Genomic DNA, 13838 nt, shown 5'->3' on the forward strand with positions numbered 1-13838 from the left:
TGTAGAAATTTAGCATCATACTGTGTAGAAATAAGATGTCATTTCCAAGGAAATATTGTCTAAATGACAGAGAAACTGAATAGGTAATAAGACAGGAGGCTGACCTGTTACTATTGGTCAGCCTCCTTGAATAGTTATTCGTCGTTTTTAACAATGGAATAAGTCGTTACATATGACGGGCGAGGGAAAATGGATTTTCGGTCAATACCTTCTTCTGAACCTCTTTTTTTATGTGCGTGCTCGTATGCTTTGGAGTTCTGCCAATCCTTAAAGTGTTTCTCACTTTCCCATAATGTTAAGATAATATAAGTATCACTGCTTTTTGGTCGCAGCACACGAATAGCTGAGAAGCCTGGCTCATTTTCGATCATCCGAGCTCTTTCACTGAACCGTTTTTCGAATAGTGGCCTTCCTTCATCTGATACAGGGATATTGTTCAAAACAGCAAAAGATCCATTTTTGATGTTACCAGTTGAATCTAATACCTCGTATGTTTTTGGTTCCTTAAAAATCGTTTCGCCATTTGATTCGTGAAAAAGCACACCAGTGTCCTGGTTAGCCATGAGTAAAAGGGTTTCGCCAGTATGGCTCTTTTCTAATTTGGCTAAATAATCCACTGTTCCATATGTGATGTATAGCTTCAATTCGTTTCACCTCAAATAATTTATTTGGTTATATTATATCAACTGTTTTTTATATATTTCCATTTTTAGTGTTTTCAACACATATACCTTCCTATTATTAACAATACTAAGCTAAAAGGGGTGATGAAATGAAAAAGAAACTTCTTTTATCAAGCATTGCATTGGTTAGTATCGTAATCTTTGCTTTTTTAGGTTATCTTTTTATTATCTTTATGGGGAATTATGTCATCGATGAAGAAAAATTAGTAATGAATACAGCGTCAAAGCTTGTCGATTTTGAAGGAAAAGAAATTACAAAGCTTTACATAGAAAATAGAGAGCTTGTCGATATTTCTGAAGTTCCTGAATATGTTCAAAAAGCTTTCATTTCAGTTGAGGATCAGAGGTTTTATGAGCATCATGGAATTGATGCTAGAGCAATAACACGTGCCCTCTATAAAGATATTTTGGCCGGGGGAAAAGTAGAAGGCGGTAGTACAATTACTCAACAGCTAGCCAAAAATATTTTTTTAACAAATGACAAAACACTCCTAAGAAAAACAAAGGAAGCGATCATTGCAGTTAACTTAGAAAAACGGTATAGCAAAGCCAAATTACTAGAAATGTATTTAAATCAAGTATATTTTGGACATGGAGCATACGGGATAAAGGCTGCAGCAAAGCTTTATTTTGATAAAGATGTTTCGGAATTGAGCCTTGAAGAAGGGGCGTTGCTCGCAGGAATTCCAAAAGCTCCCTCAACATACTCACCGATTGCAAATCCAGAAAAAAGTAAGCAAAGGCGGAATGTTATTTTAAGTTTAATGGGAGATCAACACTACATCACATATGATGAAGTTGTTAGTACACAAGGGAAAACAGTTAAGCTTAATGTGAATAAAAAACAAGAAAGTCCATGGCTTACTACTTACATTGATATGGTTTTTGATGAAGCAAGAGAAACGTATGCCATATCGAATGAAGAATTATTAAGAGGTGGATATACCATCAAAGTTCCACTACAACTTAGCTTGCAAAAATCTGCGTATGATTTATTTCAGAAAAAGGAATATTTTCCTGGAACAGATGATTTTGCACAAGGAGCTTTTATTTTACTTGATAACAAAACAGGTGGAGTGATAGCAGCAATAGGTGGCCGTGATTATGTACCAAAAGGATTAAATCGACTTAATGCGAAACGACAGCCTGGATCAACCTTTAAACCAGTTGCTGTTTATGCCCCGTCAATAGAAACAAAATTATTTAAACCATACTCGTTGCTAAAAGATGAGCAGTTAACATATGGTGATTATTCCCCTAAAAACTATGATAATCAGTATGCAGGAGAGGTATCTATGTTTGATGCCCTTATTTCATCAAAAAATGCTGCTGCTGTTTGGACGTTATCAGAATTAGGGATAAAAACTAGTAAAGAATACTTAAAGTCTCTCGGAATGGGAATTAAGGATGATGGTCTTGCAATTGCTCTTGGTGGACTGTCTGAAGGGGTAACACCTATTCAAATGGCGAATGCATATCGGACCTTTGCTACAAATGGAAGCTACAGTGAACATCACTTTATACAAGAAATAAAAAATAGAGATGGCAAGGTGATAGCAGAGCATCATTCAAAAACGAAAGATGTGTTTTCACCTCAAACAGCTTGGGATATGACACGTATGCTGCAGCATGTTGTTACAGAAGGAACAGCACAAAATGGTCATTTTAAAGGAGAGTTAGCAGGTAAAACGGGAACCACTTCATATCCTAATGTCCCTGGAGCCTCGAAGGATGCCTGGTTTGTAGGATACACGGAAAATGTAGTTGGAGCTCTTTGGATTGGCTATGATCAAACAGATAAAGAACATTATTTAACACATGGAAGCTCTTATCCGACGAAGCTTTTTAAAGACATTCTAAATGATGCTAAATGGGATCAAGATGTAGCCTTTGCTATGCCTGAAGGTGTACAGGACCTAGAAAGCCCTATAAGAATAAAAGAGATCGACCAAGTTGAAGCGAGATATACGTTCAAACCGCTTGGGTTAATTACATTAACACTTGAATGGGAACCTTTAAAAGACGAACGGGTGGAATACCGCATCTATGAGCATTCAGAAGGAAACTCAACAGAGTTAATAGGCACGGTGAAGGGAACTGGAGTCTATGAGATTCCATTTGCTAATGTGTTTTCAGGTACCTCTTATTCTGTTGCTCCTTATAACACGCAAACGAATGAGGAAGGAATTCAAACGAAATCACGGAAACCTACTTTATTTAGTTCAAATCATTGATTTGAAAGGAAAGCTAGGATGTTTTCGTCTTTTTTTTGACATTTGCATATCTAAGCTATACAACAGGAAATGAAACCGTTATAGTTGAAAGGGCAGAGAGTTTAATATAGAATAAATATTACTTTATAATTAATATTATTTAATAAAGGGGTTAGCCCCTTCTACATAGAAAGGTGGACTTTTTTGGATGGCTGAAAAAAAGATCAATGATACGTTTTTAAAAGCGTGTCGTGGAGAAAAAACGGACTATGTTCCAGTTTGGTATATGAGGCAGGCAGGGAGATCACAACCTGAATACCGGGCAATTAAGGAAAAATACAGCCTGTTTGAGATTACGCATCAACCCGAACTTTGTGCATACGTAACGAGATTACCGGTAGAACAGTACGATGTTGATGCTGCCATTCTATATAAAGACATCATGACTCCACTTCCAGCTATAGGAGTAAATGTTGAAATTAAATCAGGAATTGGTCCTGTTATTGATGACCCGATCCGATCAATGAGAGATATCGAGAAATTGGGAGAAATAGACCCGGAAAGTGATGTTCCTTATGTATTGGATACAATCAAACTGCTTACTGAAGAGCAATTATCTGTTCCGCTTATTGGATTTACCGGAGCTCCTTTCACACTTGCTAGTTATATGATCGAAGGAGGCCCCTCACGAAATTACAATAAAACAAAAGCATTTATGTACTCAGAGCCGCATGCATGGTTCGCATTGATGGATAAGCTGGCTGAAATGAGTATTACATATGTGAAAGCACAAATTCGCGCGGGTGCTAAAGCCATTCAAGTTTTTGATTCATGGGTAGGAGCTTTAAATGTTGCAGATTATCGTACATTTATTAAGCCTACGATGGAGAGAATTTTCAGTGAGCTTAAAGAAGAAAACGTACCTCTTATCATGTTCGGTGTTGGAGCTAGCCACCTAGCTAAAGAATGGCATGATCTGCCACTTGATGTAGTTGGCCTTGACTGGAGATTACCTGTTTCTGAGGCACGTTCCATGGGATTGACAAAAACGCTGCAAGGGAACCTTGATCCAGCAATCTTACTTTCTCCGTGGGAAGTGATTGAAGAAAGAGCAAAAGCTATATTAGATCAGGGAATGCAGCAGGACGGATATATTTTCAATCTAGGACATGGTGTTTTTCCACAGGTAAATCCAGAGTCACTAAAAAAATTAACTTCTTTTGTGCATGATTATTCCAAAAAGGCAAAGGTAAGCAACTAAGGCAGAATAAAAGATAGTACTTTATTGAGGTGAAAAATATGAGTAAGAAAAAAATGGGATTACTAGTAATGGCGTATGGTACGCCTTATAAAGAGGAAGACATTGAGCGCTACTATACTCATATCCGTCATGGTCGTAAACCAGCTCCTGAGATGCTACAGGATTTAAAGGATCGTTATGAAGCAATCGGTGGAATTTCTCCATTAGCTAAAATTACATTAGAGCAAGCAGAAAAGCTTGAACAACATCTAAATAGCATACAAGATGAAATAGAATTTAAAATGTACCTTGGCTTAAAACATATCGAGCCATTCGTTGAGGACGCTGTAAAACAGATGCATGAGGATGGAATCACAGAAGCTGTGAGTATTGTATTAGCACCTCACTTCTCAACATTTAGTGTAAAGTCCTACAATGGACGAGCGAAGGAAGAGGCTGAAAAGCTTGGTGGATTAACCATTACATCAGTCGAAAGCTGGTATAAAGAGCCTAAATTTATCAGCTATTGGGCAGATCAACTCAAGGAAACATACAGCAGCATGACTGAAGAAGAAAGAAACTCTTCTGTTCTTGTCGTTTCTGCACACAGTCTTCCAGAAAAGATTATTGCAAATGGAGATCCATATCCACAGCAGCTTCAAGAAACAGCTGATTTAATTGCGGAAGCTGCTGGTATTAAGAAATATGTAACAGGCTGGCAAAGTGCTGGTAACACTCCAGAGCCTTGGTTAGGGCCAGATGTTCAAGATCTTACTAGAGATTTATACGAAGAAGGCTACAGAACGTTTGTTTATGTACCAGTAGGGTTTGTAGCTGACCATCTCGAAGTTCTTTATGATAATGACTATGAATGTAAGGTCATTACAGATGAACTCGGTGCAGGTTACTACCGCCCTGAAATGCCAAACGCAAAACCAGAATTTATCGACTGTTTATCAACAGTTGTACTAAAGCATTTAAACGAATCAAACTAAAGATTATTTTTTAAAGCAGTGAATTCAATTTGAGTTTACTGCTTTTTTGTTGGCTAACTCCTTAATAATGGTAATAAAAAGAAAATAAAAGTAAACTATATATAAAGTGAAAAATGGACAAGGAAGGAATTTAAGATGCAGAATGAAAAGCTTGAACAACTAAAAAATGAATGGCTTGTTGAAGTAACAATTGATGATATTCAAGAGAAGCTAAATAATCATGAAATAACATCAAGAGAATTAGTGCTGATGTACTTATCAAGAATAGCGGAGATCGACCAAGCAGGTCCAAAAATAAATTCCATTATTGAAGTGAATCCCGAAGCATTACATATCGCCGACACATTAGATTATGAACGCAAAACTAAAGGAAGTCGCGGACCATTACACGGAATTCCTGTTGTCATTAAAGATAATATCGATACAGCTGATAAAATGCATACAAGTGCAGGATCTCTTGTGCTGGCGGAATCTTATGCAAAAGAAGATGCAACACTTGTTAAACAGCTACGTGAAGCTGGGGCTATCATTCTGGGAAAAACCAATTTAACAGAATGGGCTAATTTTATCGCTGAGGATATGCCAACAGGGTATAGCTCTAGAGGCGGCCAGGTATTAAATCCTTACGGAACGGACTTTATTGTAGGAGGATCAAGTGCAGGGTCAGGAGCGGCAATTGCTGCAAATCTAGCGGTAGTAGCAGTTGGAACAGAAACATCAGGCTCTATTTTAAGTCCTGCCAGTCAAAATTCACTTGTTGGGATCAAGCCGACTGTTGGTCTTATTAGCAGAAAAGGAATTATTCCAATTTCACATACCCAAGATACAGCAGGTCCAATGGCGAGATCTGTTAAGGATGCTGCGATATTGTTAAATGTACTAACAGGAAAAGACTCGCAAGACCCTATCACTTTAACGAATGATCTTGCCGATTTAGATTTCACCAACCATCTTATAAAAGAGGGGTTAAAGGGGAAGAAAATTGGGATTGCCCGAGAAACATATTTTGATGAGTTAAATGAATCACACTTAACAGTTATGAACAACGCGATTAATAAGTTGAAGGAGCTTGGTGCGGAAGTCGTTGATCCAATTACCATCCCATCAACAAATGAAGAATGGGATATAAATGTCCTTTTATATGAATTTAAAACCGATCTTAATGCTTACCTAAAAACAATTGACTCTAGTATCGGAGTACGAACTCTAGCTGATGTGATTAAAGCAAATGAACAAATTGGTGAGAAGGCATTAAAGTTTGGTCAAAAACTATTCCTTGATGCAAATGCAACAAGTGGCAATCTAATTGAACCAGAATATCTAGAAAGCTTAGAAAAAGATGATACTTTATCCAAAACAAAGGGAATTGATCATGTCATGCAGGAGCAAGGATTAGATGCGATTGTTTTCCCGAACAACTTTGGGGCAATGATTCCAGCGAAGGCAGGATATCCATCCATTACTGTACCAGCTGGTTACACAAATGAAGGTGAACCTGTAGGAATTACCTTTACAGCCAAAGCGTATATGGAACCAACTTTATTGGAAATTGCTTATTCATATGAGCAAGCAACAAAACACCGAGTTGCTCCATTTCAAGCGAAATAATACTGGTCGGCTCATTCGTTCAGTTTCGGTTTCGGAGTACAAAATTAGAAATAACCGTACAATTCGAACGGTAATTTGCCTTTAAATGAAACAGATAATTTGATTAGCGAAAATGCTTGGAACATTGTGTCTCCAAGCATTTTTTACATTATCTTGCACTCTATAGTTGTGTTTTCACTAGATTTGAAAAATAAGCGTAAAAATTCCGTTTAAATTGGAAAATACCAACATTCCCCATAAAATAAGGGGAGTTTTTCCGCTTATATGAACCTAATCTTTAGATTTAGTTATATATATAGATATTAACCGGAATATTTCCGTTTATATCAGCTTTTTAAGCACCTACTATCTACCTTAAGCGGAATTTCTCCGCCTATCAATTCCTATACCTCCACGAAAAAATCAATATTGAAAAATCAGAGTCTAATATTTTCCCAACTTGAATATCCAAAACCTTACCATTTTTAGTGCATCAATCCCCAATTAATTTAGCAAACAAACTCGCATATTGACCTTAACTTTTGTCATCCTGTTGAAAGGATTGCGAATCGCATTACATTTATGAAAAGCTTTGATAAGCAACAAACAATTAGCAGTCTAAATGATTTGCGAATTGGGCTGCTAATTTGTTTGTTAATTAAGTTTTTGTACTCGAAAATTCATTCGATCAGTTATATGTAGAGGTAAGTGGGAATTTTCCCCTATTTATGAAACTTAATGGTAGCTTATTCGTATTATTTATTTAAGGAGAGTACCTAGTGGAATAAAAGGAGAAAGGAGGAAGTAAGATGGTTGATATCATTTTTATGATCATCTTTATTACTTGTATTGCTTACATCATTCAATACAGAATGAATATTAAGAAAGCAGCTGAAATGTCAACGCAGGCTCTATTTCCTAGAACAGAGCGAGAGTTTAATAGTATCCTTATACCTGCTGAGTGGAAAGAAATGCAGCCTATATCAAAACATTCAAGGTCTTATCAATATGTAAAATGGGCCACATTAGCTGCACTTATTTTATTATTTATTTTACTAGTTGTTGTACTAACAACGGATTGGTTAGAATCCTCTTTATTTAGTTCTGCTTATTTGTTTTTTATATTAATTAAATCTGTACAACACAAGGGATGTCTTTTTATCCTATCAAAAGGTGTTATCATAAATGGGAAGTTCTATCATCCAAGTCAAATTTCCTCTTATCAAACAGAAAAGATCATACGTTGGCATGAGCTTTATGGTTATAGTACGAGAGTTGATAATGGATATAAGCTAACATTATTCCGTAAGAAATCATGGTTGAGCCCATCAAGCTATGTGGTTGTTGAAAATGAGGAACATCTTAAAAAGATAACTTCCTTCTTAGATCAACATGGAATAGTGGGAAACCATAAAGAACAAACTACATAGAACTTGTAAAAGAAATCTAAACATGATATATTACTTACACACTAAATGACCAAATTATTCATTTGGTCATTTTTGATGCAGGAGTGAATATAATGAGCATAGATAGGAAGCAGCAAATAGTAGAGGCTGCCACAAAAGCATTCACGCAATTTGGCTATAAGGGAACAACAATGGATTTGGTATCAAAGCTAGCGAATGTTGGTAAAGGAACAATTTATACTTTTTATACAAATAAAGAAGAATTGTTTTCAGAAATTATTGATCGATTATTGGCAGATATGAGGACTGCTGCAGATGCGGCATTTGATACAAGCCATCCTTTTGTTGATCGTGTTCACTTAGCCTTATATAGTATTCTTGAATTCAGAAAAACTCATCAATTAACAATAAAAATCTTTCAAGAGAGTCAAGAACTAGGCACACCAACCGTAAATGAAGGTGTTCATAAGGTAGAAGAAATGGTCTTACTTTATATAAAACAAAAAATGATTGATGCAATAGAAAACCAAGATATCAAAAAATGTGATCCTGAGCTTACTGCGTTTATTATTTTAAAATTGTATGTTGCACTTATTTTTGATTGGGAAAAACATCATCAACCCCTAGGGAAAGAAAAGATTGCTGAAATCTTTGAGGGCTATTTACTTAAAGGATTGTCACTATGATAATCCTCTCTTTTTGATAGAAAATGACTAAATGAACATTTTGGTCAAATAGTTATTGTTGGAGGAGATATAAAAGTGTCTTTAATAAAAGCAGAATGGAAAGCACTCTTAAAAAATAGAAAAGTATTGATCGCTGTTATTGGGGTATTGTTTATACCGTTAATGTACAGCGGTGGATATCTTAGCGCATTTTGGGATCCCTATGGACAGCTCGATCAATTACCTGTTGCAGTTGTTAATCAAGATGAAGGGGCAATATTTGAAGGTGAACCTTTAGATGTTGGGAGCGAGTTAATCGAAACACTTAAGGAAGACTCTACATTTAATTGGCATTACGTAGAAAAAGATGAAGCTGAAAAAGGTTTAAAAAATCATGATTATTACATGATTATCGAAATTCCTAAAAACTTTTCAGAAAATGCTACAACATTATTAGATGATCGTCCGCAAAATCTTGAGTTATCTTTTAAAACAAATAAAGGATATAACTTTATTTCAGGTCAAATAGGTGAGAGTGCCGTTGAGAAAATAAAAGAAGAGGTTTCTCATTCATTAACAAAAACATATGCAGAAGGGTTATTTGAAAATATCAAGCTTATGGCTGATGGGATCAGTGAGGCAAATGATGGTTCTCAAAAAATCAATGATGGTGTAAATGAACTGAAGGAAGGCTCAAGCACACTAAATGATAACCTTAAGCAATTAGTTACCAAATCAATTACCTTTAAAGAGGGGCTTAATGAAGCTGAAAAAGGTACAGTGAAATTATCAGATGGTATGAGTGAAGTAGAAAATGGCTTAACTGCCATGCTTCAAGGGCAAAACGATCTTTACAATGGCTCTGTTGAAACGGAAAGTGGATCAACTCAACTGGTAGCAGGTTTAAAAAGCTCCTTGGAAGGAATTCAAGAACTTGTGAAATCCTTACCAGATCTAACAACTGGAACCCAACAATTAAACACATCAGCTCCTGAGTTGGCTACAGGAACGGAGCAATTGGCAGAAGGAAGTCTCACAGCTAGTGAGGGAGCTGCTTATTTATCCGAAAATCTCGCTGGTGTAACCAACAAAGTGAATGAAATGGTGACAAAGCTTGAAGGAGCATCTATACCTGAGGAGCAAAAGGCAGAATTAATGGCTTTAGCTGAAGCATTAAACAGTATTAATAAAGGGCAGCAAGAACTTGCAACTAATTTAACTGAATTAACAGCAGGTGCTGAAAAATTACATGAAAAAGTAGTGGACTTACCGGAAAAAAGTACTCAGCTTTATGAAGGTACCGTTGCTGTTCAAGAGGCAATCGATCAGATTGGGACTGGACAAGAGAAACTTTATAGCGGTGCTCTTCAAGTTAGTGGTGGTCAATCACAAATAACGTCTGGCTTAGCTACTTTTGGCGAAAGAATCAATCAAATGAAAACAGGAGTGTCTAGGTTAACAAATGGTGGAGTGAAGCTTGAAAGTGGTATACATGAATTAGCGAATGGGGCGGTGGCCTTACAAGATGGATCTGTTCAACTTGCAGATGGTTCCACTAAAATAGACAATGGATTAACAGAGTTATCCGATGGTACAAACGAGCTCTCATCAAAACTAGAGGAGGCAACAGAAGATACAAAAGATGTTAAAGGAACAGAAGATCAATATGACATGATAGCTGAGCCAGTTCAACTGTCTAAAGAAGAAATAAATAAAGTATCAAATTATGGCACAGGACTTGCTCCATACTTTCTTTCCTTAGCATTATTTGTAGGAACACTTTTATTTACGGTTGTTTTTCCATTACGGAAACCAGCTGGAGAACCAAGCTCTGGAATGACATGGTTTATTAGTAAATTTAGTATTTTATTCGTTGTTTCAATTTTCCAAGCAGTTTTAGCTGATATACTCCTTTTATATGGATTGGGCCTGGAAGTAAAAAATATTGGTTTGTTTTTCTTGTTTAGTATTTTAACGAGTTTAACCTTTATGGCTATTGTGCAATTTTTTGTAACAACAATGGCTGATCCAGGGCGGTTTATCGCAATCATTATATTAATTCTGCAGTTAACCACAAGTGCAGGAACCTTCCCGCTTGAATTACTTCCTGATGTTTTTCAAGTGATTAATCATTGGTTACCGATGACATACTCAGTGGCAGGGTTAAGAGCGATTATTTCCACTGGAGATTTTACTGAAATGTGGAATCAAGCATATGTATTGATTGGCTTTTTTGCAATGTTTATTATCGGGACGATCATCTATTTTTCATTAAAGGTGAAAAAGTCCAGTGTGCAAGAAGACGTAGGTCAAATAGAAGGATAAGAAAGGTCTGATCCGAGTTCGGGTCAGACCTTTTGTTTTGCAGTAGGATTGACCTTATAAAAATGACAAAATAAAACAAATTTATATATTTTTTTCAGAAAATTCCCCCTTTTTACCTAATATGTTATAAAATATAACATTATATGTAACTATTAATATCATTTGGAGGTAGGAAATGGAGACGATCGAACTAAATATGAATGTTTTATGGATTGTTATTGCCACCTTTCTAGTCTTTTTTATGCAGGCTGGTTTCACTTTGCTTGAGGCTGGGGTAGTAAGAGCAAAAAATTCAATTAATGTAGCAATGAAAAATGTTATTGATTTACTCATTACAACAATTGTGTTTGCTCTGGTTGGTTTTGCCTTAATGTTTGGCAGTTCAGCTTCTGGGTGGATAGGGCTAGATGGATTTTTTTTACGAGGCCTTGGGGAAGATCCTTATAATTGGGCATTTTTATTATTTCAAATTGTTTTTGCCGGAACAGCTGCAACGATCGTTTCCGGTGCTATTGCTGAACGTGTGAAATTTGGAGCGTATATTATCGGAACGATCATGATAAGTGCAATCATTTATCCAATCTTTGGACATTGGGCTTGGGGAAGCTTATGGAATGGAGATAGTCAAGGATGGCTTGAGTCTCTAGGTTTTATAGATTTTGCTGGTTCCACTGTTGTTCATTCCATTGGGGGATGGGTTGCCTTGGCGGCTGCGATTATAGTAGGACCTCGAATTGGAAAATATACTTCTACAGGTGAAAGTAGAAAATTCACTATGTCGAATGCAGTTTTAGCTGTAACTGGTGTATTTATTTTATGGCTTGGTTGGTTTGGGTTTAATGCAGGATCTACTGGAGTAGCAGATGTAAGCATTGCATTAATATCTTTAAACACTCATTTTGGTGCGGTAAGTGGTGGAACAGCTGCATTAATCATTAGTTGGATGCTTGATAAAAGACCGAGAGTAGAAGATATATTAAACGGAATTCTCGCAGGTCTTGTTTCTGTAACAGCAGGTGCTAATATATTAACTCCGGAGTTTGCTTTGATAAGCGGGGCAATTGGTGGAGTTCTAGTTATTTTCTCTTTAAGATTAATAGACTCTGTCTTTAAGATTGATGATGCCATTGGAGCGATTGCTGTTCATGGTGTATGTGGAGCATGGGGAACGTTAGCTTTAGCTTTATTTGCACCACTTGAAAGTCTTGTGCGTGAAACTAGAATAGAACAAATTGGTGTTCAACTTTTAGGAATTGGAGCGGCTTTTGTCTGGGCTTTTGGGATGGGATTGATCATTTATGGAACTATGAAATTTACAATGAAAATAAGAGTAGAAAAAGAAGAGGAAGAAGCAGGCTTAAATGTTAGTGAGCATGGTGCTTCAATATCTGTATTAGACACAATTGTCGCGATGAATGAGATTGCTGCCGCAAAGGGTGATTTAACGAAAAAAATCCGATATGAGGCTGGGGAGGACATGGCCGAGCTTAATGAAGCATTTAATACGGTGCTATCAACGTTAAATGATCTTGTGCATCAAGTAAAAACACAAACAGCTAATGTGCTTTCCACAACAGGCAATGTATTATCCCTAAGTGAGGATTCAAAACAGAGTGCCAGTCTTCAAATGACTGAAATAGAGGAAACTTATTCATACGTAACACAATCAGAAAAGTGGTTGGAGAAAGAAATAGAAGTCGAAAATCAAGTCATTGCTGAGATTCAGCAGGCATTCTCATCGATTGAACAAATTGGAAATCAATTAAATTGGATTCAAAAGGAAATATCGGACATATCAAGCTTTGTTCATAATGTAGGAGAGCTCAACGATGATGTTCATCAAAAGATGACATTGTTTAACGAGAATATCTCTAAGATTACCAACTATGCAAATGAAAGTGGACAGATGATTGACATTATTACGGACGTTTCTGAACAAATAAACTTATTATCCCTCAACGCTAGCATTGAGGCAGCAAGAGCTGGGGAATCAGGACGAGGCTTTACAATAGTAGCGAATGAGATTAAAAAGCTTGCTCTAAAATCTAAAAGTTCTACTGAAGATATTCGAAAGATGATTCAGCAAACAACACAAGAAACCACTGCCGGTTTTTCAGAGGTAATAGAGCTTTCTAAAAAAATAGACCTACTTAGCACGGAATTATCAAAAATGCCTAAACGATTCAGTACAATTGATGAAAAAGTTTTTCAAGTAAGTCATTTTATGAACAGCTTTCTTGTTACGTTAGAACGAGTTAATCAAGATACCGTAACAATCCAAGGAAGAAGATATGAACAACAAGACAGCTTTAAGAAAATGACAGGCAGAATGGAGCAAGTCTATCAAAATATGAAAGCCAATCTAGATCTTACCTTTGACATGGTAGAAAAAATAAAAAATATGAAAGAACAAAATGAAGAACTACAACACTCAGTCAGTCAATTTGTCACGGCTAAGTAACTCTGTATCTATCTAATTTAATCAACAAGAATAAGGTCAGTGGGCTTTATTCTTGTTTTTTGTTTTAGGGTTATTTTTCGTTAAGATTGTAGAATTAAAGTGATTTTATTAAAGCGATAGTGAAATGGAGCGGAAGACACTTGACTCCTGTGGGAGCAGCGGGACAGGTGAGAACCGCAGGCAAAAGCCCAGGAGGCTCAGCGCACGCCCCACGGAAAGAAAGTGTCTGCAGCGCAATGGAACAGCCTAATTCGATAGCC

Annotated in this window: 9 protein-coding genes; 8 read left to right on the plus strand and 1 reads right to left on the minus strand. The window is 36.6% G+C overall.

The window, feature by feature from the left end; genetic code table 11:
• Positions 1-134: 134 nt before the first annotated feature.
• A complete protein-coding gene (locus tag D9842_RS24065; protein ID WP_121664638.1) occupies positions 135-644 on the minus strand; it encodes an antibiotic biosynthesis monooxygenase family protein in 510 nt (169 codons plus the stop codon).
• Positions 645-772: 128 nt separating this feature from the next.
• On the opposite strand from D9842_RS24065, the gene D9842_RS24070 reads away from it, so the two are divergent.
• The 8 genes from D9842_RS24070 to amt all read left to right on the plus strand — a co-directional run bounded on the left by D9842_RS24070 (position 773) and on the right by amt (position 13578).
• A complete protein-coding gene (locus D9842_RS24070; protein ID WP_121664639.1) occupies positions 773-2917 on the plus strand; it encodes a transglycosylase domain-containing protein in 2145 nt (714 codons plus the stop codon).
• A gap of 187 nt (positions 2918-3104) precedes the next feature.
• Positions 3105-4157 (plus strand): uroporphyrinogen decarboxylase, encoded by a 1053-nt coding sequence (hemE, locus tag D9842_RS24075; RefSeq protein WP_121664640.1) that lies wholly within the window; start codon positions 3105-3107, stop codon positions 4155-4157.
• A 38-nt stretch (positions 4158-4195) separates the two neighbouring features.
• Positions 4196-5131, plus strand: a complete 936-nt coding sequence (gene hemH / locus D9842_RS24080) for a ferrochelatase (RefSeq protein ID WP_121664641.1) — start codon at positions 4196-4198, stop codon at positions 5129-5131.
• Between the two features lie 135 nt (positions 5132-5266).
• Positions 5267-6739: an amidase gene (locus D9842_RS24085; RefSeq protein WP_121664642.1), complete on the plus strand. Its 1473-nt coding sequence runs from the start codon at positions 5267-5269 to the stop codon at positions 6737-6739.
• A gap of 788 nt (positions 6740-7527) precedes the next feature.
• A complete protein-coding gene (locus tag D9842_RS24090) occupies positions 7528-8148 on the plus strand; it encodes a hypothetical protein (RefSeq protein WP_121664643.1) in 621 nt (206 codons plus the stop codon).
• Between the two features lie 92 nt (positions 8149-8240).
• The gene (locus D9842_RS24095) at positions 8241-8813 is read left to right on the plus strand and encodes a TetR/AcrR family transcriptional regulator (RefSeq protein ID WP_121664644.1); all 573 of its coding nucleotides are present in this window, start codon (positions 8241-8243) and stop codon (positions 8811-8813) included.
• Positions 8814-8888: 75 nt separating this feature from the next.
• On the plus strand, positions 8889-11117 hold the full coding sequence (locus D9842_RS24100; RefSeq protein ID WP_162987552.1) for a YhgE/Pip domain-containing protein: 2229 nt from the start codon (positions 8889-8891) through the stop codon (positions 11115-11117).
• A 175-nt stretch (positions 11118-11292) separates the two neighbouring features.
• The gene (gene amt, locus D9842_RS24105; protein WP_121664646.1) at positions 11293-13578 is read left to right on the plus strand and encodes an ammonium transporter; all 2286 of its coding nucleotides are present in this window, start codon (positions 11293-11295) and stop codon (positions 13576-13578) included.
• Positions 13579-13838 lie beyond the last annotated feature (260 nt).

Origin of the sequence: Metabacillus litoralis, assembly GCF_003667825.1 — a bacterium.
GTDB lineage: Bacteria > Bacillota > Bacilli > Bacillales > Bacillaceae > Metabacillus > Metabacillus litoralis_B.

Excerpts from the sequence above, each read along its gene's own strand:
- D9842_RS24070 (WP_121664639.1), top strand. The coding sequence starts at position 773 with ATGAAAAAGAAACTTCTTTTATCAAGCATTGCATTGGTTAGTATCGTA.
- D9842_RS24090 (WP_121664643.1), top strand. The coding sequence starts at position 7,528 with ATGGTTGATATCATTTTTATGATCATCTTTATTACTTGTATTGCTTAC.
- D9842_RS24085 (WP_121664642.1), top strand. The coding sequence starts at position 5,267 with ATGCAGAATGAAAAGCTTGAACAACTAAAAAATGAATGGCTTGTTGAA.
- amt (WP_121664646.1), top strand. The coding sequence starts at position 11,293 with ATGGAGACGATCGAACTAAATATGAATGTTTTATGGATTGTTATTGCC.
- hemH (WP_121664641.1), top strand. The coding sequence starts at position 4,196 with ATGAGTAAGAAAAAAATGGGATTACTAGTAATGGCGTATGGTACGCCT.
- hemE (WP_121664640.1), top strand. The coding sequence starts at position 3,105 with ATGGCTGAAAAAAAGATCAATGATACGTTTTTAAAAGCGTGTCGTGGA.
- D9842_RS24095 (WP_121664644.1), top strand. The coding sequence starts at position 8,241 with ATGAGCATAGATAGGAAGCAGCAAATAGTAGAGGCTGCCACAAAAGCA.